At 43.0% G+C, this 21687-nt stretch carries 21 protein-coding genes, 1 riboswitch and 1 other annotated feature (1 of these 23 only partly in view); all 21 genes read left to right on the top strand.

What is annotated here, in order from left to right; translation table 11 throughout:
* Nucleotides 1–12 precede the first annotated feature (12 nt).
* The 21 genes from murG (at nucleotide 13) to divIVA (ending at nucleotide 21487) form a co-directional block, all read left to right on the top strand.
* On the top strand, nucleotides 13–1104 hold the full coding sequence (gene murG / locus M1D94_RS13080; protein ID WP_021479337.1) for an undecaprenyldiphospho-muramoylpentapeptide beta-N-acetylglucosaminyltransferase: 1092 nt from the start codon (nucleotides 13–15) through the stop codon (nucleotides 1102–1104).
* Between the two features lie 31 nt (nucleotides 1105–1135).
* Nucleotides 1136–2047: a UDP-N-acetylmuramate dehydrogenase gene (gene murB / locus M1D94_RS13075; protein ID WP_021479336.1), complete on the top strand. Its 912-nt coding sequence runs from the start codon at nucleotides 1136–1138 to the stop codon at nucleotides 2045–2047.
* Between the two features lie 129 nt (nucleotides 2048–2176).
* On the top strand, nucleotides 2177–2968 hold the full coding sequence (gene divIB, locus M1D94_RS13070) for a cell division protein DivIB (RefSeq protein WP_021479335.1): 792 nt from the start codon (nucleotides 2177–2179) through the stop codon (nucleotides 2966–2968).
* On the top strand, nucleotides 2965–3660 hold the full coding sequence (locus M1D94_RS13065) for a DUF881 domain-containing protein (RefSeq protein ID WP_015483203.1): 696 nt from the start codon (nucleotides 2965–2967) through the stop codon (nucleotides 3658–3660). Before divIB ends, M1D94_RS13065 begins: the two co-directional genes overlap by 4 nt.
* A gap of 22 nt (nucleotides 3661–3682) precedes the next feature.
* Nucleotides 3683–4390 (top strand): DUF881 domain-containing protein, encoded by a 708-nt coding sequence (locus M1D94_RS13060; RefSeq protein ID WP_282627365.1) that lies wholly within the window; start codon nucleotides 3683–3685, stop codon nucleotides 4388–4390.
* 17 nt (nucleotides 4391–4407) lie between these two features.
* Complete coding sequence (locus M1D94_RS13055; protein WP_003238683.1) at nucleotides 4408–4773, top strand: small basic family protein; 366 nt, start codon at nucleotides 4408–4410, stop codon at nucleotides 4771–4773.
* Between the two features lie 173 nt (nucleotides 4774–4946).
* Nucleotides 4947–6269, top strand: coding sequence for a cell division protein FtsA (ftsA, locus tag M1D94_RS13050; protein ID WP_003232169.1), 1323 nt, complete (start codon nucleotides 4947–4949; stop codon nucleotides 6267–6269).
* A 35-nt stretch (nucleotides 6270–6304) separates the two neighbouring features.
* Complete coding sequence (ftsZ, locus tag M1D94_RS13045) at nucleotides 6305–7453, top strand: cell division protein FtsZ (RefSeq protein ID WP_003232167.1); 1149 nt, start codon at nucleotides 6305–6307, stop codon at nucleotides 7451–7453.
* A 302-nt stretch (nucleotides 7454–7755) separates the two neighbouring features.
* Nucleotides 7756–12057: a bacillopeptidase F gene (locus tag M1D94_RS13040; RefSeq protein WP_424935191.1), complete on the top strand. Its 4302-nt coding sequence runs from the start codon at nucleotides 7756–7758 to the stop codon at nucleotides 12055–12057.
* Nucleotides 12058–12250: 193 nt separating this feature from the next.
* The gene (gene spoIIGA / locus M1D94_RS13035) at nucleotides 12251–13180 is read left to right on the top strand and encodes a sigma-E processing peptidase SpoIIGA (protein ID WP_077670811.1); all 930 of its coding nucleotides are present in this window, start codon (nucleotides 12251–12253) and stop codon (nucleotides 13178–13180) included.
* 62 nt (nucleotides 13181–13242) lie between these two features.
* On the top strand, nucleotides 13243–13962 hold the full coding sequence (gene sigE, locus M1D94_RS13030; RefSeq protein ID WP_003221446.1) for an RNA polymerase sporulation sigma factor SigE: 720 nt from the start codon (nucleotides 13243–13245) through the stop codon (nucleotides 13960–13962).
* A 139-nt stretch (nucleotides 13963–14101) separates the two neighbouring features.
* The gene (sigG, locus tag M1D94_RS13025; RefSeq protein ID WP_009967190.1) at nucleotides 14102–14884 is read left to right on the top strand and encodes an RNA polymerase sporulation sigma factor SigG; all 783 of its coding nucleotides are present in this window, start codon (nucleotides 14102–14104) and stop codon (nucleotides 14882–14884) included.
* A 147-nt stretch (nucleotides 14885–15031) separates the two neighbouring features.
* Complete coding sequence (locus M1D94_RS13020; RefSeq protein ID WP_077670714.1) at nucleotides 15032–15826, top strand: ABC transporter ATP-binding protein; 795 nt, start codon at nucleotides 15032–15034, stop codon at nucleotides 15824–15826.
* 12 nt (nucleotides 15827–15838) lie between these two features.
* Nucleotides 15839–15940, top strand: a riboswitch (TPP riboswitch).
* 87 nt (nucleotides 15941–16027) lie between these two features.
* Nucleotides 16028–17308 (top strand): N-formyl-4-amino-5-aminomethyl-2-methylpyrimidine deformylase, encoded by a 1281-nt coding sequence (gene ylmB, locus M1D94_RS13015; protein ID WP_046160531.1) that lies wholly within the window; start codon nucleotides 16028–16030, stop codon nucleotides 17306–17308.
* A gap of 82 nt (nucleotides 17309–17390) precedes the next feature.
* Nucleotides 17391–17636 carry a YlmC/YmxH family sporulation protein gene (locus tag M1D94_RS13010; RefSeq protein ID WP_003232153.1) on the top strand — a complete coding sequence of 82 codons (246 nt, stop codon included), beginning with the start codon at nucleotides 17391–17393 and terminating at the stop codon, nucleotides 17634–17636.
* Between the two features lie 162 nt (nucleotides 17637–17798).
* A complete protein-coding gene (pgeF, locus tag M1D94_RS13005; protein WP_015483207.1) occupies nucleotides 17799–18635 on the top strand; it encodes a peptidoglycan editing factor PgeF in 837 nt (278 codons plus the stop codon).
* Nucleotides 18636–18641: 6 nt separating this feature from the next.
* Nucleotides 18642–19334 carry a YggS family pyridoxal phosphate-dependent enzyme gene (locus M1D94_RS13000; RefSeq protein WP_014479734.1) on the top strand — a complete coding sequence of 231 codons (693 nt, stop codon included), beginning with the start codon at nucleotides 18642–18644 and terminating at the stop codon, nucleotides 19332–19334.
* Entirely contained in the window at nucleotides 19331–19786 is a 456-nt protein-coding gene (sepF, locus tag M1D94_RS12995) for a cell division protein SepF (protein WP_015483208.1), read from the top strand. The genes M1D94_RS13000 and sepF overlap by 4 nt, the downstream gene beginning before the upstream one ends.
* 6 nt (nucleotides 19787–19792) lie before the next feature.
* Nucleotides 19793–20065, top strand: a complete 273-nt coding sequence (locus M1D94_RS12990; RefSeq protein WP_014479736.1) for a YggT family protein — start codon at nucleotides 19793–19795, stop codon at nucleotides 20063–20065.
* 60 nt (nucleotides 20066–20125) lie between these two features.
* Nucleotides 20126–20899 carry a YlmH family RNA-binding protein gene (locus tag M1D94_RS12985; RefSeq protein WP_038828187.1) on the top strand — a complete coding sequence of 258 codons (774 nt, stop codon included), beginning with the start codon at nucleotides 20126–20128 and terminating at the stop codon, nucleotides 20897–20899.
* A 93-nt stretch (nucleotides 20900–20992) separates the two neighbouring features.
* Nucleotides 20993–21487: a septum site-determining protein DivIVA gene (gene divIVA / locus M1D94_RS12980; protein ID WP_003221468.1), complete on the top strand. Its 495-nt coding sequence runs from the start codon at nucleotides 20993–20995 to the stop codon at nucleotides 21485–21487.
* A 62-nt stretch (nucleotides 21488–21549) separates the two neighbouring features.
* Nucleotides 21550–21687: a binding site (T-box leader), on the top strand; it runs 89 nt beyond the window's last position.

The following is a 21687-nucleotide window of genomic DNA, read 5'->3' as shown; positions in this document are numbered from 1 at the left end:
GGGGGAAAAGAAATGCGAATTGCAATAAGCGGAGGCGGTACAGGGGGACATATTTATCCTGCGCTTGCTTTTATTAAAGAAGTGCAAAGACGTCATCCTAATGTGGAATTTTTATATATCGGAACAGAAAACGGGCTGGAGAAAAAAATTGTTGAGCGGGAGAATATACCGTTTCGTTCAATTGAAATTACAGGATTTAAAAGAAAATTGTCATTTGAAAATGTCAAGACTGTGATGCGTTTTCTGAAGGGCGTCAAAAAGAGTAAATCGTATTTAGCGGAATTTAAGCCCGATGCCGTAATTGGAACGGGCGGTTATGTATGCGGGCCGGTTGTTTATGCCGCTGCGAAAATGGGAATTCCGACTATTGTCCATGAACAAAACAGCCTGCCGGGCATCACGAATAAGTTTCTTTCAAAATATGTTAATAAAGTAGCGATTTGTTTTGAAGAAGCGAAATCACATTTTCCTAGCGAGAAAGTTGTATTTACGGGAAACCCGAGAGCCTCTGAAGTCGTCTCAATAAAGACGGGACGATCAATGGCTGAATTTGGGCTTTCTGAAGACAAAAAAACGGTCTTAATTTTCGGCGGAAGCCGAGGCGCTGCACCGATTAACCGCGCTGTCATTGACATGCAGAATGCGCTGAAAACAAGAGACTATCAAGTGCTGTATATCACCGGTGAAGTTCACTATGAAAAAGTAATGAATGAGCTGAAAAGCAAGGGTGCCGCTGATAATATGGTCACAAAGCCGTTTCTTCATCAAATGCCTGAGTATTTAAAGGCCATTGATGTCATTGTGGCCAGAGCCGGTGCGACAACGATTGCCGAAATTACTGCTCTCGGAATCCCAAGTGTTCTGATCCCGAGTCCATATGTGACAGCGAATCACCAGGAGGTCAATGCGAGATCTCTTGGCCAGCATGATGCGGCGATTGTACTGAAAGAAACAGAGCTCAGCGGGGAGAAGCTGATTGAAGCGCTAGACCGGATTGTACTGAATGAGCAAACGTTAAAGGAAATGAGCGAACGAACAAAGTCACTCGGTGTTCCTGACGCGGCTGCCCGTTTATACAGCGTACTCGAGGAATTAAAAAAATAGTAGAAAAGCAAATGGAATGCGGAGGTTTACGATGGAGAAAGTGATACAGGAATTAAAAGAACGCGAAGTCGGCAAGGTTCTTGCAAATGAACCGCTCGCGAATCATACAACGATGAAAATCGGCGGACCTGCGGATGTATTGGTCATTCCAAGCAGTGTAGATGCTGTTAAAGACATCATGGACGTGATTAAAAAATATGATGTGAAGTGGACAGTCATCGGCCGCGGATCAAATCTTCTTGTTTTAGATGAAGGAATTAGAGGCGTAGTAATCAAGCTGGGTGCGGGTCTTGACCATTTGGAGCTTGAAGGGGAGCAAGTAACAGTCGGAGGCGGTTATTCAGTGGTCCGCCTTGCTACATCATTGAGCAAAAAAGGCCTGTCCGGTTTGGAATTTGCTGCCGGCATTCCAGGATCAGTCGGCGGAGCGGTTTATATGAATGCCGGCGCTCACGGTTCTGATATGAGCGAGATCCTCGTCAAAGCGCATATTTTGTTTGAAGACGGAACGATTGAGTGGCTGACAAATGAGCAGATGGATTTCAGCTACAGGACATCTGTACTGCAAAAGAAACGCCCGGGCGTTTGCCTTGAAGCTGTTTTGCAGCTGGAGCAGAAGGATAAGGAATCAATCGTTCAGCGAATGCAAAGCAATAAAGACTATAGAAAAAATACACAGCCGTATTCAAGTCCTTGTGCGGGAAGCATATTCAGAAATCCGCTTCCCAATCATGCCGGGAACCTTGTAGAAAAAGCAGGCTTGAAAGGATATCAAATCGGCGGTGCAAAGATATCGGAGATGCACGGAAACTTCATCGTCAATGCGGGGGGAGCATCAGCAAAAGATGTGCTTGATCTCATTGACCATGTGAAAAAGACAATCCGTGAAAAATACGAGATTGATATGCACACAGAGGTTGAAATCATCGGCGGAAATCGCTGATTCAAGTTCTGACTGAAGCTGTTCATATGATATACTGTAAGCAAACGACAAACGGCATCATAGTATGCCGTTTGTTTTGGAATAGACAGACTTTTAACAGCTGTTTCATTTGAATGAGGTGAACAGGCAATGAACCCGGGTCATGACCGAGAAAAAATCGTTAACATTGAAGAGCGGATCCCTAAAATTAAAGAGCAGAGGAAACAAAAGGCAAACCGCCGTCTCATTTCATTTATTATGCTCTTTTTTATTATGGTGCTGATCATTGTGTACCTGCAAACACCAATCAGTAAAGTATCAACAATCTCTGTTACAGGGAATGAAAATGTATCAAAAAAGGAAATTATCGACCTTTCCGATATTAACAGCGGAGATACTGAGTTTTGGAGTTTGGACAAGCAAAAAACAGAAAAGAAGATTCAGCAAAATAAATTAGTGAAAAAAGCGGAGATCAGCAAATCGCTTCCTAATAAAATCAACATTGCAATCGAAGAATATAAAGCGATTGCTTATTTAGAAAAAGACGATGTGTACTATGAAGTGCTTGAAAACGGCTCAGTTCTGCCAAACGAAGTAACGCCGGATGATGCCGGACCGATTTTAGTGAATTGGACAAACGCGAAGAAGCGGTCTCAAATGGCCAAGCAGCTCGATGCGTTGTCAAATTCGTTAAAACAGTCGATTTCAGAGATTTATTATACGCCTGTAAAAATGGATGAAAACCGTATTAAGTTGTACATGAACGACGGTTATGTTGTCACTGCATCTATTAAAACGTTTGCAGACCGAATGAAGACGTATCCTTCTATCATTTCTCAGCTAAGCAGCAATAAAAAAGGAATCATTCATTTAGAAGTTGCCACCTATTTTGAAGAGTTTGGGAAAAACGATAAAGCTGCTAAAAAGGAAGATGAAAATTGAGGGGCAAATCAGCAGTCCTTCTTTCCTTGATTATGCTTATCGCAGGCTTTTTGATTTCATTTTCTTTTCAAATGACAAAAGAAAACAACAAAAGCGCGGCTGAGACGGAAGAGTGGAAAAAAGAATATGCGCTGAGAGATGAACTTCTGAAACAAGAGAAAGAAAATAAGAAGCTTGAAAAAGAATTATATCAAAAGCAAAACAAAGTCCGCCAGGCGGAAAATAAGCTGAAGAAAGAGAAGTCGGAATACTATAATGTCCTCGAAGATACAGAAAAATACAGGATGTATATTGGGGAAGTCGGTGTGCAGGGAGAAGGCGTTGAGGTGACATTGGAAGATGCGTCATACATACCGGAAGGGGAGAATGTGAATAGTTACATCGTTCACGAAAGCCATATCTTCCAAGTAGTAAACGAACTGTATATCTCAGGAGCGGCAGCTGTCGCCGTTAATGGACAGCGTTTGACGCATGATTCGTATATCAAATGCAATGGTCCTGTGGTAACGGTAGACGGGGTGCAGCATCCCGCTCCGTTTACGGTATCCGCTATTGGAGATCCAGATGTCCTGCTGCCCTCGTTAAATATCGCAGGAGGCCTAATTGATCAGCTGTCAATGGATCATATTTCTGTGTCGGCAGAAAAAGAGAAAAACGTACAAATGAAACCGATTCTGAAAACGAAGGAATGACTGAAAAAGCGGGTGAAATAGATTGAAAATAAAGCGTTCCTTCATAAGCATCAGTGTGCTTATGGTCATCTTCGGCCTGATGATATCTGTTCAGTTTAATTCGTTAAAGCACCCCAAAGTCCGGGATACAAGAGATATGTGGGATATTAGGGAAGAGCTGACATCAGAGCAGAAGAAGCAGGAAAAGCTGCTGGCTGAAATAAACAAATATGACAAACTGCTGAATAGCTATTCGCAAACGAAAGAAATGACAAAAGAAACCGCGCTAAATAATACCTTGCAATCCTTAAAAAAAACAACCGGCATGACCGATATAACAGGTAGCGGAATTGTCATTACGATTTCCCCGCTTTTTTCTGAAAGCTTAACAGGAGAGCCGGTCGAAAATCCGCCTCCGGATTTGCTGAAAAAGCTGATTAATGAACTCAACTCCTACGGTGCAGAGCATATCTCGATTAACGAGCGAAGAGTTGTGAATCATACAGTCATCAGAGATATAAACGGCACTACAAAAATAGACGGATACGCCCTTGACGATTATCCTTTAACAGTAAAAGTGCTTGCCAAAGATCCGGACATGTTACACAGCAGAGTGAAGGGGTCAGGCCTTGAGGATCTTTTTGCATCTGAAAATTTAGCATTAAAAGCCGGTAAATCTGAAAGCAAACTAACATTAAAAGCATATGACAGACCACTGGACGTACAACAGCTGAAACTGCTTAAAGACTGAAAAGGAGGAGAATTGTCATGTGGCTGCCCGTGTTGGGACTGGTGCTCGGAATAGCGATTGGACTAATGACAAACTTAACGATACCGAGTGAATACTCAAACTATTTATCGCTTGCGGTGCTTGCCGCACTTGATACATTAATCGGCGGAATCAGGGCGCATTTACAAGGTACATATGATGAAATGGTATTTGTTTCCGGTTTCTTTTTTAATATTATATTGGCAATAAGTTTAGCTTTTCTGGGAGTCCATCTTGGTGTAGACTTGTATTTAGCAGGTATATTCGCATTTGGAGTCAGATTATTTCAGAATATAGCCGTTATCAGAAGAAATCTACTAACAAAGTGGACTCTTTCTAAAAAAAATAAAAAAAATGTGATATAAAAGAGGATATACATAGGATATAACGAATATTTTCAATAAACATAAAATGTGAAAAGCACATAAAAATATTCTGTTGTTATTTTTTGTTACACACTTGTAAAGCCACATTCATTGTATTGTTGTTCCGCAAATAATAGAATAGAAATGATCGAAATGTGAGGAGGTGCCATAGAATGAACAACAATGAACTTTACGTCAGTCTTGACATCGGTACGTCCAATACAAAAGTGATCGTCGGAGAAATGACAGATGATTCCCTTAATATTATCGGTGTGGGAAATGTACCGTCTGAAGGGTTGAAAAAAGGCTCAATCGTTGATATAGATGAGACCGTTCATTCTATAAGAAAAGCGTTTGACCAAGCTGAAAGAATGGTAGGTTTTCCGCTTAGAAAAGCTATTGTCGGCGTTAATGGAAATTATATCAATATTCAAGATACAAACGGTGTTGTAGCAGTTTCCAGTGAAAATAAAGAAATTCAGGTTGAAGATGTACGCCGTGTCATGGAGGCGGCACAGGTTGTTTCCGTACCGCATGAACAGCTGATTGTTGACGTCATTCCTAAACAGTTTATCGTAGATGGAAGAGATGAAATCACCGACCCGAAAAAAATGCTGGGTGTGCGTTTAGAAGTAGAGGGCACCTTGATCACCGGTTCAAAAACAATCTTACATAACTTACTCCGCTGCGTTGAAAGAGCTGGTATTGAAATAACTGATATTTGCCTTCAGCCGCTGGCAGCCGGTTCTGCTGCATTATCAAAGGACGAGAAAAACCTTGGTGTGGCTCTCATTGATATAGGGGGAGGGTCAACAACCATTGCCGTATTCCAGAACGGACATCTCACTTCTACCCGTGTCATTCCTCTCGGAGGCGAAAATATCACCAAAGATATCTCCATCGGATTGAGAACGTCAACAGAAGAAGCAGAACGCGTGAAAAAGCAATTTGGACATGCCTACTATGACGAAGCCTCGGAAGATGAAATATTTGAGGTAACCGTTATAGGCACCAATCAAAAACAAACATTTACACAGCAAGAAGCAGCGAATATCATTGAAGCGAGAGTAGAGGAAATTCTTGAAATTGTTTCAGAAGAGCTTCGCAGTATGGGAATTACCGATCTGCCGGGAGGTTTCGTGCTGACAGGAGGACAAGCAGCTATGCCGGGTGTCATGTCTTTGGCACAGGATGTGCTGCAAAACAATGTCAGAGTGGCAAGCCCGAATTATATCGGTGTAAGAGATCCTCAATATATGACGGGAGTGGGCCTGATCCAATTCGCCTGCCGGAATGCAAGAATCCAAGGCAGAAAAATAGGCTTTAAGATGCCTGAAGAAGCGATACAGGAAATCGCAGTCTCATCATCTGAGGAACAAGAGCAGCATCATCACCAAAATGAGGTGCAGCAGCGGCCAAAAGGAAAACAAAAAACACAAGCCGAACATAATAAACAGAGCAAAATGAAAAAACTATTAAGCATGTTTTGGGAATAGATAGATAGTCATTCGGCAGATTAGGAGGATTTAGCATGTTGGAGTTCGAAACAAACATAGACGGCTTAGCATCAATTAAAGTAATCGGAGTAGGAGGCGGCGGTAACAACGCCGTTAACCGAATGATTGAAAATGAAGTGCAAGGAGTAGAGTATATCGCGGTAAACACGGACGCTCAAGCTCTTAACCTGTCAAAAGCAGAAGTGAAAATGCAAATCGGCGCAAAGCTGACTAGAGGATTGGGAGCAGGTGCGAATCCGGAAGTCGGGAAAAAAGCCGCTGAAGAAAGCAAAGAGCAGATTGAAGAAGCACTTAAAGGTGCTGACATGGTATTCGTGACAGCTGGTATGGGCGGCGGAACAGGAACAGGTGCCGCACCGGTTATCGCACAAATCGCGAAAGACTTAGGCGCATTAACAGTCGGCGTTGTGACAAGACCGTTTACCTTCGAAGGACGCAAAAGACAGCTTCAGGCTGCAGGCGGAATCTCGGCAATGAAAGAAGCGGTGGATACACTGATCGTGATCCCGAACGACCGTATCCTTGAAATTGTTGATAAAAACACACCGATGCTTGAAGCATTCCGTGAAGCGGATAACGTACTTCGCCAAGGGGTTCAAGGTATTTCTGACTTGATTGCTACACCTGGTCTTATCAACCTTGACTTTGCTGATGTGAAAACAATCATGTCAAACAAAGGATCTGCTTTGATGGGTATCGGTATTGCTACTGGGGAAAATCGCGCGGCAGAGGCAGCAAAAAAAGCAATTTCCAGCCCGCTTCTTGAAGCGGCCATTGACGGTGCGCAAGGCGTCCTCATGAACATCACTGGAGGAACAAACCTCAGCCTATATGAGGTTCAGGAAGCAGCAGACATTGTCGCTTCGGCGTCTGATCAAGACGTAAACATGATTTTCGGTTCTGTTATTAATGAAAATCTAAAAGATGAGATTGTGGTGACAGTGATTGCAACCGGCTTTATCGAACAAGAGAAGGACGTGACGAAGCCTCAGCGTCCAAGCTTAAATCAAAGCATCAAAACACACAATCAAAGTGTTCCGAAGCGTGAGCCAAAACGTGAGGAACCTCAGCAGCAGAACACAGTAAGCCGTCATACTTCACAGCCGGCTGATGATACGCTTGACATCCCGACATTCTTAAGAAACCGTAATAAACGCGGCTAATGTAAAGGACAAAATCGTTTTCGATTTTGTCCTTTTTTGTTTTTCTCTTCACACTTTCCTTCTTATAAAGTCTTTTTCCCTATTGCTTCCTTCGTTTAGTAACAAAACAGATAATTAGACCTATTTATTTTTGTGACATTTTTATCATTTTCATATATATGGAAATTGAATGACATGAAACGACAATATCTGTAATTCAGATTGTCTACAGTTAATATACAGCGATGTTCTGACAAACCATTCATTATTAAAAGGAGGGACGACACTTTTTTTAAAAAGCATGTTGAAAAAGGGGGATGAAAATGAGGAAAAAAACGAAAAACAGACTCATCAGCTCTGTTTTAAGTACAGTTGTCATCAGTTCACTGCTGTTTCCGGGAGCAGCCGGGGCAAGCAGTAAAGTCACCTCACCTTCTGTTAAAAAGGAGCTTCAATCTGCGGAATCCATTCAAAACAAGATTTCGAGTTCATTAAAGAAAAGCTTTAAAAAGAAAGAAAAAACTACTTTTCTGATTAAATTTAAAGATCAGGCTAACACAGATAAAGCGGCAAAAGCGGCTGTTAAAAAAGCGAAATCGAAGAAGCTGTCTGCCGCTAAGACGGAATATCAAAAGCGTTCTGCTGTTGTGTCATCTTTAAAAGTCACAGCCGATGAATCGCAGCAAGATGTCCTAAAATACTTGAACACCCAGAAAGATAAAGGAAATGCAGACCAAATTCATTCTTATTATGTGGTGAACGGGATTGCTGTTCATGCCTCAAAAGAGGTCATGGAAAAAGTGGCGCAGTTTTCCGAAGTGGAGAAGGTGCTTCCTAATGAGAAACGGCAGCTTTTTAAGTCATCCTCCCCATTTAATATGAAAAAAGCACAGAAAGCTATTAAAGCAACTGACGGTGTGGAATGGAATGTAGACCAAATCGATGCCCCAAAAGCTTGGGCACTTGGATATGATGGAACTGGCACGGTTGTTGCGTCCATTGATACCGGGGTGGAATGGAATCATCCGGCATTAAAAGAGAAATATCGCGGATATAATCCGGAAAATCCTAATGAGCCTGAAAATGAAATGAACTGGTATGATGCCGTAGCAGGCGAGGCAAGCCCTTATGATGATTTGGCTCATGGAACCCACGTGACAGGCACGATGGTGGGCTCTGAACCTGATGGAACAAATCAAATCGGTGTAGCACCTGGCGCAAAATGGATTGCTGTTAAAGCGTTCTCTGAAGATGGCGGCACTGATGCTGACATTTTGGAAGCTGGTGAATGGGTTTTAGCACCAAAGGACGCGGAAGGAAATCCCCACCCGGAAATGGCTCCTGATGTTGTCAATAACTCATGGGGAGGGGGCTCTGGACTTGATGAATGGTACAGAGACATGGTCAATGCCTGGCGTGCGGCCGATATTTTCCCTGAGTTTTCAGCGGGGAATACGGATCTCTTTATTCCCGGCGGGCCTGGTTCTATCGCAAATCCGGCAAACTATCCAGAATCGTTTGCAACTGGGGCGACTGATATCAATAAAAAGCTCGCTGACTTTTCTCTTCAAGGGCCATCTCCATATGATGAAATAAAGCCGGAAATATCTGCACCGGGCGTTAATATTCGTTCATCCGTTCCCGGTCAGACATATGAGGATGGTTGGGACGGCACATCAATGGCAGGGCCGCATGTATCCGCTGTTGCTGCACTGCTGAAACAGGCGAATGCCTCACTTTCTGTCGATGAGATGGAGGATATATTAACCAGCACGGCTGAACCGCTCACGGATTCAACATTTCCTGATTCACCGAATAACGGATATGGCCATGGTCTGGTGAATGCTTTTGATGCTGTATCCGCTGTTACAGATGGATTAGGGAAAGCGGAGGGACAAGTTTCTGTAGAGGGGGATGACCAAGAGCCTCCTGTCTATCAGCATGAGAAAGTAACTGAAGCTTATGAAGGTGGCAGCCTGCCACTGACTTTGACAGCTGAAGACAATGTGAGTGTGACATCTGTAAAGCTGTCCTACAAGCTTGATCAAGGTGAATGGACAGAAATAACGGCGAAACGAATCAGCGGTGATCATCTAAAAGGAACGTATCAAGCAGAGATCCCAGACATAAAAGGAACTAAACTAAGCTATAAGTGGATGATTCACGATTTTGGCGGTCATGTCGTTTCGTCTGACGTATACGATGTAACAGTGAAACCAAGCATCACGGCGGGATATAAGCAGGACTTTGAAACTGCACCCGGCGGCTGGGTTGCGAGCGGAACAAATAATAACTGGGAATGGGGAGTTCCGTCAACTGGCCCAAATACAGCAGCATCCGGAGAAAAAGTATATGGAACGAATTTGACAGGAAATTATGCCAACTCAGCAAACATGAACCTTGTTATGCCTCCTATTAAAGCACCTGATTCAGGAAGTCTGTTCCTTCAATTTAAAAGCTGGCACAATTTAGAGGATGATTTTGATTACGGCTACGTTTTTGTTCTTCCGGAAGGTGAAAAGAATTGGGAGCAGGCTGGTGTCTATAACGGAAAGACATCAAGCTGGACGGAGGAAGAAATTGATTTATCGGCTTATAAAGGCCAAAACATTCAAGTGATGTTTAACCTTCAATCTGATGAAAGCATTGCAAAAGAGGGCTGGTATATTGATGATGTAGTGCTTTCTGACAAATCAGCCGGAAAAACAGTCAAAAAGAATAAGCTGGGCGTCGAAAAGCCGTCGGGAAAGCAAAAGAAAAAGCCAGTAAATCCGAAAAAGGCTAAGCCATCTGCAAACACAGCGGTAAAACATCAGAACAAGGCTATACAGCCTCAAGTTTTGCCGCTCAGGGCACAAGTCAGTGTAGTGGAAACAGGAAAATCAACATATTCAGATCAATCCACAGGGCAGTACACGCTGAAGCACAAAGCGGGAGACTATACGCTTATGGCAGAAGCATATGGTTATCAGTCGAAAACACAAAAAGTATCTTTAAAGACGGATCAGACGACACAAGCTAATTTTACGTTAGAAGAGATGAAGAAGGGCACATTAAAAGGCACGGTCATCAATAAAACGACAGGAGAGCCGGTAAAAGGCGCTTCCGTTTATGTTGTAGAGGATGCTGCGGTGGAACCGGCTATGACAAACGACAAAGGTGAATATACGCTGGAGGCCTATGAAGGCGCTTATACGATTAAAGTCGCTGCACCGGGTTATTACAGTGATGAATTTTCCGTTGAGTTAAAAGGTGATGTAACAAAAGAAACTGCATTGAAGCCTTTTGTCGGTTACCCGGGTGAAATTGCATATGATGACGGAACAGCGGAGAATGCCAATTCCTATTTTGCTGCCGGGAACGGATGGGCGGTAAAAATGACGCTCGCTGACAGCAAGGACAAAGGCATGCTTACAGGAGGGCTGTTCAGATTCTGGGATACAGAGTTCCCTGATCCCGGCGGCACAGAGTTTAAGGTTGAGGTATATGATGCTACAGGAAAAGACGGGGCACCGGGCAAGAAAATTGCCGGGCCATTTAATGCTGAAGCTCTTCGCAATGGCGAGTGGACTAAGGTAGATCTCAGTTCAAAAGGGATTATGGTCGATAAAGACTTTTATCTCGTATATATCCAGTCAAAACCTGATCCGTATTCACCTGGATTGGCAATGGATGAAACCGGCCAGAATTCCGGCCGCAACTGGCAGTATATAGATGGAAAGTGGCAGCCAGGTGACAAAGCGGACGGCAACTATATGATTCGCGCATTAGTTAATTATGAAGCTGCTGTACCTGAGATTACTTCACCGACAGACAAATCATACACAAATAAGGATAGCGTCACTGTAAAAGGAAAAGCTTCTCCTGGTACAACGGTACACATTTATAATGGAGAGAAAGAAGCAGGAGAAACGAAAGCTGCTGCGGATGGCACGTTCCATGCAGGCATCACACTCAACAAGGGTGAAAATGAGCTGACGGCAACCGCATCAACTGACAACGGAACAACGGATGCCTCCAGCCCAATCACGGTCACGCTTGATCAAGAAAAGCCTGAGTTAACGCTGGACACTCCAAAGGATGGCGGGAAAACAAATAAAGAAACGCTGACTGTCAAAGGGGCTGTATCCGATGACAATCTGAAAGACGTCAAGGTGAATGGCAAAAAAGCAACAATAACTGATGGTTCATACTCAGCCCGTATTCTTTTGGAGAATGGAAGCAATGAAATCAAGGTGATTGCTACAGACTTAGCAGGCAACAAAACGACGAAAAAGGCTGTCATTGATGTCAATTTTGACAAGCCTGTCATTTCCGGCTTAATTCCGGGAGAGGATAAAAACTTAAAAGCCGGTGAATCTGTGAAAATCGCTTTCTCAAGCGCTGAGGATTTAGATACAACGTTTATCATTCGTATGCCGCTGACAAATGCAAGAGCGAGTGTGCAAAACGCCACCGAACTCCCGTTAAGAGAAATTTCTCCGGGAAGATATGAAGGCTATTGGACAGCCACTTCTTCTATTAAAGCAAAAGGAGCAAAAGTAGAAGTGATCGTCCGAGATGATTATGGAAATGAAACAAGAAAAACTGCGAATGGAAAACTTAATATCAACACAGAAAATTAAGTGGAAAAAAGCTGCCGTCATTGGCAGCTTTTTTTATATCCTCTCATTATACTTCCTCGACAAATTAAGCAGATTTCCCTGAAAAATTGTATTTTCCTCTCAACATTAATTGACAGACTTTCCCACAGAGCTTGCTTTATACTTATGAAGCAAGAAGGGGAACAGCGTGAGGCAAGAAAGAAAGGAGTCAGATGTGAAAATCTATTTAGATGTCATTTGGCTGTTAAACTTTTGTTTTGATGCACTTTTGCTTTTGCTCACGGCATTTATTTTAAAACGGCATGTAAAAAAAAGAAGACTGGTAGGCGGAGCGTTCATCGGTTCCAGTATTGTCCTTTTGATGTTTACTCCTTTTTCGCCGATTGTTGAACATCCGGCTGGGAAGCTAGCTTTTTCAGTTGTGATTGTGGTGGTGACATTTGGCTTTAAAAGATTTCGGTTTTTCTTTCAAAATTTGTTTTCCTTTTATTTTGCCACTTTTTTAATGGGGGGAGGAATTATCGGAGCCCATTCTTTGCTGCAGTCAAATTCTATTGTTCAAAACGGTGTTATGATTACCAATCAAACAGGGTTTGGAGACCCGATCAGCTGGTTGTTTATTGTTGGGGGCTTTCCAGTATTATGGTTTTTTTCTAAAAGAAGAATTGAAGATATTGAAACAAAAAACATTCAATATGAGGAACGAGTCAGCGTGCAGGCAGATTTGGGCAGCCAAACACTTCATGTCAGAGGCCTGATTGATTCCGGTAACCAGCTGTACGATCCTCTTACAAAAACACCGGTAATGATCATTTACATTGATAAACTGGAGCCGATTTTCGGAACAGCCGAAACGATGATCATTCGAAACACAGACCCATTGGAAGCCATCGAACAGCTCGATGAATCCTTTCGCTTTTTAGATAAAATGAGGTTGATTCCATACAGGGGAGTTGGTCAGCAAAATCAATTTTTATTATGCGTTAAACCGGATCACGTAACGATTATGACAAAAGAAGAAATGATTTCTGCAGATAAATGTTTAATCGGCATCAGCACAACAAAGCTGTCGGCAGATGGAGAGTTTGACGCGATTATTCATCCGAAAATGCTTTCGGGAAAGGCTGTCAAACACGTTTCATAATGTTCGCAAATGTCCGTTACTTATCATACTCAAACGGCGTGACATTTAGAAGGGAGAGGAAGATGAAAAAACTGAAATTACGGTTGACGCACCTCTGGTATAAGCTGCTGATGAAACTTGGGCTGAAAAGTGATGAAGTCTATTACATAGGCGGGAGTGAAGCCCTGCCGCCTCCATTATCTAAAGATGAGGAGCAGGTTTTGTTAATGAAGCTCCCAAACGGCGATCAGGCGGCGCGCGCCATTCTAATTGAACGCAATTTGCGTCTGGTCGTATATATCGCCCGTAAATTTGAAAATACGGGAATTAATATAGAGGATTTAATCAGCATCGGTACCATCGGTCTAATCAAAGCTGTGAATACATTCAATCCAGAAAAGAAAATCAAGCTTGCTACCTATGCCTCCCGGTGTATAGAAAATGAAATCCTGATGTATTTAAGAAGAAATAACAAAATCCGTTCAGAGGTTTCCTTTGATGAACCGCTTAATATTGATTGGGACGGCAATGAGCTTTTGCTTTCTGATGTGCTCGGCACTGACGATGACATCATCACTAAAGACATAGAAGCTAACGTCGATAAAAAGCTCTTGAAAAAAGCGCTTGAACAGCTTAATGAGAGAGAAAAGCAAATCATGGAGCTGCGGTTTGGGCTTGTCGGTGAAGAAGAAAAAACCCAAAAGGATGTAGCGGATATGATGGGGATTTCTCAGTCTTATATTTCGCGGCTTGAGAAAAGAATTATAAAAAGATTGAGAAAAGAGTTCAACAAAATGGTGTAAAAAATTTTATGGTTAGAACCCCTTGATTTTACAGGGATTTCCTGATTTCGACAGTTTTTCGGTCTGAGTGAAGTGCATATTTTTCCCACCCAAGGAGATACTTAACGTTGTACAGCAGCTCCTGTAGGGAGGGAAAAAAGTGTCGAGAAATAAAGTCGAAATCTGCGGGGTGGATACCTCCAAATTACCAGTACTCAAGAATGAAGAGATGAGAAAGCTGTTTAGGCAGCTGCAGGATGAAGGCGATGATTCAGCAAGAGAAAAGCTTGTAAACGGGAACTTGCGTCTTGTCTTAAGTGTCATTCAACGATTTAATAACAGAGGGGAGTATGTTGATGACTTATTTCAAGTCGGCTGCATCGGACTAATGAAATCCATTGATAATTTTGACCTAAGCCACAATGTTAAGTTTTCAACATACGCTGTACCTATGATTATCGGAGAGATCCGCAGGTATTTACGTGATAATAACCCGATCCGTGTCTCAAGATCACTCCGGGACATCGCTTACAAGGCGCTTCAGGTAAGAGAGCGGTTAATCAGTGAGACAAGCAAGGAGCCGACTGCAGAAGACATCGCAAAAGTTCTTGAAGTACCGCATGAGGAAATTGTATTTGCGCTTGATGCCATCCAGGATCCGGTTTCTCTATTTGAACCGATCTATAACGACGGCGGAGACCCGATCTATGTGATGGACCAAATCAGTGATGAGCGTAATACAGATTCACAATGGATTGAAGAGCTGGCTTTAAAAGAGGGCATGAGAAGGCTGAACGATAGGGAAAAAATGATTTTGAGAAAGCGATTCTTCCAAGGGAAAACCCAAATGGAAGTCGCCGAGGAAATCGGAATTTCTCAAGCGCAGGTGTCCAGACTTGAAAAAGCGGCTATCAAACAAATGAATAAAAATATTCATCAATAATGAAAAGCCTTTAAAACGATGTTGTTTTAAAGGCTTTTCTATTGATTACGGATGGTTTACGTTTTGGGAAAAGTAAGGTATCCTAGTTCGTACAAAGTTTTATGAAAATTAAAACAATTATAAAAGGCAATAAAGAGGAGGACCACGATGATTTTGCAGCTTGACAATGTCTCACTAAAACGGAATGGGAAATGGATACTGAGAGATATTCATTGGAAGGTGGAAGAAAAGGAAAATTGGGTGCTTTACGGCCTAAATGGCGCCGGGAAGACAGCGCTGTTAAATATGCTTTGCTCTTATTATTTTCCAACATCAGGCGAGATGCAGGTGCTTGGCCATGAATTTGGCAAAACAGAGCTTGGGGAAAAGCTCAGACGTAAAATTGGCCTCGTCTCAGCAGCTCTTCAGCAAAAATTGTATCCGGGAGATTCAGCCTTTGAAATTGCTTTGAGCGGAGCTTACGCTTCGATTGGGTTATATGAAACGCCAAGTAAGAAAACCAGGGAAAAAGCGATTGGTTTGTTAGAGGACTTGGGAGCAATTGAATATGCCGATCGCCGCTATGAAACCCTTTCTCAAGGGGAAAAACAAAGAGCGTTGATTGCTAGAGCACTAATGGCCGATCCAGAGTTGCTGATACTGGATGAACCAGTCACAGGACTGGATTTTATTGCCCGGGAAAAGTTGTTAGATACGATTACATACATTGCAAACAAAGAAAATGCACCATCTATCCTTTATGTGACTCATCATGCTGAAGAAATTTTGCCTGTCTTTGATAAAGCCCTTTTATTAAAACAGGGAGAGGTCTTTGGATCCGGAGAAATAAAGGAAATGCTTACTGATCAAATACTTTCCGCTTTTTTTGATACGCCAATCCATGTATTATGGAATCAGGATCGGCCGTTTTTAACTAGAGCTGAGCCGATAACGAATGCCTGACAAATATATATATATTCATCCTAGGGGTGCTTTGCGAAGCTGAGAGAGACTTTGTCTCAACCCTTTTGACCTGATCTGGATCATGCCAGCGGAGGGAAGCGGTGAAAAGCGGAGTACATCGGACTCCGTTTGTTTTTATTAAGCCGTTTCATCACATTTGAAACGGCTTTTTTGATTTTAAAGAATAGGAGCGGATTTACATTGGATCAACAAATAGACTCTTTGCAAAAAAAAGTGGAAGAACATAAGGAGGAGCTTATTCAGCTTGCGAAAACGCTGATTTCTTATCAAACACCTGCTCCGCCTGCAAGAAATACAGAGGGCATTCAGTCATGGATTGCGGGATATTTAAATGAATTGGGATTCTCGATCGACAAATGGGATGTGTACCCTGGAGATCCCAATGTTGTAGGGAAGCTAAAAGGAACAGATTCAGCAGATTATTATAGCCTGATTATCAATGGCCACGTAGATGTGGCAGAGGTAAAAGAGGATGAAGAATGGGAGCATGATCCATTTCATCCAATTGAAAAAAACGGTCTCTTAATCGGTCGAGGCGCTTCCGATATGAAGGGCGGAATGGCGTGTGTGTTGTTTGCTGTCAAATTAATTCGTGAAGCCGGCATTGAGCTTCCCGGTGATCTGATTCTGCAATCGGTTATCGGGGAGGAAGTTGGAGAAGCCGGCACGCTTGAATGCTGCAAGAGGGGCTACCACGCTGATTTTGCAATTGTCGCTGATACGAGCGATATGCATATTCAAGGCCAAGGCGGTGTTATTACAGGCTGGATCGAAATCAAAAGCAGTCAAACATTTCACGATGGAACGAGACGGAATATGATTCACGCAGGCGGAGGAACATTCGGAGCAAGCGCAATTGAAAAAATGGCGAAAATCATTGCGGGGCTCGGTGAACTTGAGCGCCACTGGTCTATTATGAAAAGTTATCCCGGCTTTAAACCTGGAACAAATACAATTAACCCGGCTGTTATAGAAGGCGGCAGACATGCGGCTTTTATAGCGGACGAATGCCGGCTGTGGATCACTGTCCATTTTTATCCAAATGAAACCCATGACCAAGTGGCAGCGGAAATAGAAGATTACGTCAATCGGCTGAGTGACAGTGATATTTGGCTTAGGGAAAACCGCCCTGTATTCAAGTGGGGAGGCTCATCTATGATAGAAGACAGAGGAGAAATTTTTCCGGCATTGGAAGTTGACCCTGGCCACCCAGGCGTCTTAGCGCTAACTGCCTCTCATCAGAAAGTGAAACGGGAGTGTCCAATTATTGACGTTTCTCAATCAGTTACAGATGGCGGATGGCTGTATGATGCCGGTATTCCATGCGTAATATACGGTCCTGGAGATCTGCACAATGCACACTCTGTGAACGAGAAGGTATCGATTGAGCAGCTAGTAGAGTATACAAAAATTATACTCGATTTTATCATCAGCTGGTGCAGCCGGAAAAAAGAGCAATGACATGAAAATTTCTTCTTGCTGACAAGGTTCAGCCTGCCCGTTCATATACTTGAACAAAAGGACGGAAAAAGGACGTGATGGAATGATCAGCATTTCAGAATTTCAGGTAAAGGATGTCGTCAATGTCTCAAACGGAAAAAAGCTGGGGAGTATTGGTGATATTGATATCAATGTGACCACTGGTAAAATTCAGGCGATCATACTAGGAGGAAATGGGAAAGTTCTCGGATTTTTTGGAAAAGAAGAGGAATTGGTCATTCCATGGCGAAATATAGTAAAAATCGGGGAAGATGTAATCTTGGTCCGATTAAGTGAACCACATGCATAAACCTGCTTGTCTGCCGCAGATTGGCAAATGCCGGAAGTCTCGATTCTTCCGGCACATTTCATTTAGAAATATGCAAATCGGCGCTCAACGTATGCAGTAAGATGTGGTAAAATAAGTGGGAAATTCCGCTTTTTTAAATGTTTGTCGAAAGGTTGGATCATCATGAATACATATCACCCATTCAGTCTTACCACACCCTCGACACTCATGATACAAGACTGGGCTCAAACGAATCAAAACAACAAAGAGGTCATTGCCGGATTTACGACAAAAAACGGCGGTGTCAGCCAAAAGCCTTTTGAATCGTTAAATACAGGATTGCACGTTCATGACAAAGATGCAGATGTAGTTAAAAATCGTGAATATATTGCCGATATGTTTAATACTGATTTGCAGTCTTGGGTATTCGCTGATCAGACACATGATAATCGCGTTCAGAAAGTGACGCAGAGGGATAGGGGAAAAGGCGCCCGTGAGTATCACACGGCTCTAAAAGCAACGGACGGGCTCTATACAAATGAAAAAAATGTATTTTTGGCATTATGCTTTGCTGATTGTGTGCCTCTTTTCTTTTATGATCCGGTTAAGTCGCTTGTCGGAGTCGCCCATGCCGGGTGGAAAGGCACCGTCAAACAGATTGGCAGAGAAATGGTGAAGCAATGGACTGAGAAGGAAGGTTCAAATCCCTCAGATATTTACGCTGTTATTGGCCCGTCTATCAGCGGAGCATGCTATACGGTAGACGACCGCGTAATGGATGCTGTCCGCGCATTGCCGGTTTCAGCAGACCTTGCCGTTAATCAGACGGCAAAGGCACAATATCAGCTTGATCTGAAAGAGCTGAACCGTCTTATACTGATGGACAGCGGTTTGGCAAGTGAACAAATTTCTGTCAGCGGTTTATGCACGGAAAGCGAGCCGTCTCTTTTCTATTCTCACCGCCGCGATCAGGGGAAAACTGGACGGATGATGTCCTTTATCGGAATGAAGGAGGCATAAAAGATCTTGCGTGTTGTTGATAATTTACGACATATAAACGAACGAATAAACGAAGCATGTAACAGATCGGGCCGCAGCTCCGATGAAGTTACGGTTATTGCAGTCACTAAATATGTATCGCCTGAAAGAGCACAGGAGGCAGTAGATGCTGGCATCACCTGCCTCGGAGAGAATCGGGATGCGGAACTGCTCCGCAAACAGGAATTGATGAAAGGGAATCCGGAATGGCATTTTATCGGCAGTCTGCAATCAAGAAAAGCAAAATCTGTCGTCAATGCGGTTTCCTATATCCATTCCCTAGACCGGCTCTCATTAGCGAAAGAAATTGAAAAACGGGCTGAAGGTACTGTACGATGCTTTGTGCAGGTCAATACCTCTCTTGAGCCTTCTAAACACGGCATGAAAAAAGAAGAAGTCATTCCATTCATACAGGAGCTTTCCGGTTTCGAACATATCCTTGTTGCCGGGCTGATGACAATGGCTCCGCTGACTGATGATCAAGATCAGATCAGAAGCTGTTTCAGGTCGCTGAGAGAACTCCGTGACCAGGTTCAGAAGCTGAACCAGCCGAACGCTCCGTGTACTGAACTGTCGATGGGCATGTCAAATGATTTTGAAATTGCAATTGAAGAAGGAGCTACTTATATTAGAATCGGCTCATCGTTAGTCGGAAATGAAACAGGGGGTGTACAGCAATGAGTATGAAAAATAAACTGAAAAACTTTTTCTCAATGGAAGATGAAGAATACGAATATGAATATATTGAGACAGAGCGGGAATCACATGAGGAGCATGAGCAAAAAGAAAAGCCGCCTTACAACGGGAATAAACCAGCGGGCAAACAGAATGTAGTGAGCTTGCAAAGTGTTCAGAAATCCTCTAAAGTGGTGTTGAGTGAGCCGCGCGTTTATGCGGAGGCGCAGGAAATAGCCGACCATTTGAAGAACCGGCGGGCAGTTGTCGTCAATCTTCAGCGGATACAGCATGACCAGGCGAAGCGGATTGTTGACTTTTTAAGCGGAACCGTTTATGCCATTGGCGGCGATATTCAAAGAATCGGCTCAGATATTTTCCTCTGCACGCCTGACAACGTAGATGTATCAGGCACAATTTCTGAGCTCATATCTGAAGACGAACATCAGAGGTGGTAAAGCGAGATGATCCTTTATCAAGTTTTTTCGGTTTTAAACTTATTAATCACAATATACTCATTTGCCCTGATCATATATATTTTTATGTCATGGGTGCCGAGTACGAGGGAAACAGCAGTCGGGCGTTTTTTGGCTTCGATTTGTGAACCATATCTCGAACCATTCAGAAAAATCATTCCTCCGATTGCAATGCTGGATATTTCACCAATCGTAGCAATACTTGTGCTTCGGTTTGCGACAACCGGCTTGTGGGGGCTTTATCGCATGATTGCGTTTTAATGTGACAGTTTGATAGGGGCTTGGCAGCAGCCAAGCCTCTTTACATAGAAGGGAAAGACGATGAGCGATATATATCAGCACTTCAGAAAAGACGAGCGGGCCTTTATTGATCAGGCGCTCGAATGGAAAAGAATTGTCCAGGAGCAGTACCGGATGAAGCTGACCGACTTTTTAGATCCCCGAGAGCAGGTCATCCTCTCTGCTGTTACGGGACAGGCTGACGTCGGGCTTGCTTTTTCCGGCGGCTATGACAGAGCGGAGCGGAAACGGGCGATTCTGTATCCAGAGTACATTACTCCGGAAGAATCGGATTTTGAATTGCAGGCGTTTAACGTCCGTTATGCTGACAAGTTTGTCTCAGTAGATCATCGTTCTCTGCTTGGTGCATTAATGGGCATAGGATTAAAGCGGCAAAAATTCGGTGACATCGTGTTTTCTGAGACAGCAGTGCAATTGATTGTCTCAGCCGATACCGCTGATTTTGTGGCTGCACAGCTGACCCAAGCAGGCAAAGCGGCGGTCAGCCTAGAGAAAATCGACTTGTCAGACCTTAACATTCCAGCAGTTGATGTCGAAATAAGAGATGACACGGTTTCTTCTTTAAGGCTTGACGCCGTCTGCGCCGCTATGAGCAGGCAATCCCGCCAAAAATCACAGACGCTTGTGAAAAACGGCCTTGTGAAAGTGAACTGGAAGGTGGTTGAAGATCCTTCATACATAGTCGCGGAAGGGGACATGCTGTCAATCAGAGGTTTTGGCCGGTGCAGCTTAACAAAAATCGAAGGGAAAACCAAAAAAGACAAATGGAGAGTTACGTTTGAACGACAAAAATAGTCGGTTTTTCAGTTTTTTTCTCCATCTGTGCGAAATTTGTTTTATAATGTGAACTAGATAACCGTACTGAAATGTAAAAATGGAGGTGGCATCATGCCATTAACGCCAAATGATATTCACAACAAGACGTTTACAAAAAGTTTTCGCGGATATGATGAAGATGAAGTAAATGAATTCCTAGCCCAAGTCAGAAAAGATTACGAAATTGTTCTCCGCAAGAAAACTGAGCTTGAAGCGAAAGTCAATGAGCTTGATGAAAGAATCGGACACTTTGCAAATATTGAGGAAACATTGAATAAATCAATTTTAGTTGCTCAAGAAGCGGCTGAAGACGTAAAACGCAATTCTCAAAAAGAGGCAAAGCTGATTGTTCGGGAAGCGGAGAAAAACGCTGATCGCATTATCAACGAATCGTTATCAAAATCAAGAAAAATTGCAATGGAAATTGAAGAGCTGAAAAAACAGTCTAAAGTGTTCAGAACACGTTTCCAAATGCTGATTGAAGCTCAGCTTGATCTTCTGAAAAATGACGATTGGGATCATCTCCTTGAGTATGAAGTCGACGCTGTATTTGAGGAAAAGGAATAAATTCTCTGATTATCTTGACATTTTCTTAGCTTGTCGAATATAATACGTTCATAAATTCAGATGAAAAAACGGTTGAAAGGGACAGTCATGTTTCCTTCAGGCCTTCATAGCGACCCGGAGATGGTGAGAGTCCGGGATGGCCGGAATCATGTAGATCAGCCCTTTAGTTTCCTTGCTGAACTCACAGTAGGTTAGGACGT

Source organism: Bacillus sp. JZ109, assembly GCF_053903135.1.
Note: the sequence above shows the minus strand (reverse complement) of the source record. Positions and strands in the feature narration are given on the sequence as shown.

What these genes read in the sequence shown, in the direction of transcription:
- murB (WP_021479336.1), top strand. Translation starts at nt 1,136, where the DNA reads ATGGAGAAAGTGATACAGGAATTAAAAGAACGCGAAGTCGGCAAGGTT.
- divIB (WP_021479335.1), top strand. Translation starts at nt 2,177, where the DNA reads ATGAACCCGGGTCATGACCGAGAAAAAATCGTTAACATTGAAGAGCGG.
- pgeF (WP_015483207.1), top strand. Translation starts at nt 17,799, where the DNA reads ATGAATACATATCACCCATTCAGTCTTACCACACCCTCGACACTCATG.
- murG (WP_021479337.1), top strand. Translation starts at nt 13, where the DNA reads ATGCGAATTGCAATAAGCGGAGGCGGTACAGGGGGACATATTTATCCT.
- M1D94_RS13040 (WP_424935191.1), top strand. Translation starts at nt 7,756, where the DNA reads ATGAGGAAAAAAACGAAAAACAGACTCATCAGCTCTGTTTTAAGTACA.
- sepF (WP_015483208.1), top strand. Translation starts at nt 19,331, where the DNA reads ATGAGTATGAAAAATAAACTGAAAAACTTTTTCTCAATGGAAGATGAA.
- ftsZ (WP_003232167.1), top strand. Translation starts at nt 6,305, where the DNA reads ATGTTGGAGTTCGAAACAAACATAGACGGCTTAGCATCAATTAAAGTA.
- M1D94_RS13020 (WP_077670714.1), top strand. Translation starts at nt 15,032, where the DNA reads ATGATTTTGCAGCTTGACAATGTCTCACTAAAACGGAATGGGAAATGG.
- ftsA (WP_003232169.1), top strand. Translation starts at nt 4,947, where the DNA reads ATGAACAACAATGAACTTTACGTCAGTCTTGACATCGGTACGTCCAAT.
- divIVA (WP_003221468.1), top strand. Translation starts at nt 20,993, where the DNA reads ATGCCATTAACGCCAAATGATATTCACAACAAGACGTTTACAAAAAGT.
- M1D94_RS13010 (WP_003232153.1), top strand. Translation starts at nt 17,391, where the DNA reads ATGATCAGCATTTCAGAATTTCAGGTAAAGGATGTCGTCAATGTCTCA.
- M1D94_RS13055 (WP_003238683.1), top strand. Translation starts at nt 4,408, where the DNA reads ATGTGGCTGCCCGTGTTGGGACTGGTGCTCGGAATAGCGATTGGACTA.
- M1D94_RS12990 (WP_014479736.1), top strand. Translation starts at nt 19,793, where the DNA reads ATGATCCTTTATCAAGTTTTTTCGGTTTTAAACTTATTAATCACAATA.
- M1D94_RS12985 (WP_038828187.1), top strand. Translation starts at nt 20,126, where the DNA reads ATGAGCGATATATATCAGCACTTCAGAAAAGACGAGCGGGCCTTTATT.
- sigE (WP_003221446.1), top strand. Translation starts at nt 13,243, where the DNA reads ATGAAAAAACTGAAATTACGGTTGACGCACCTCTGGTATAAGCTGCTG.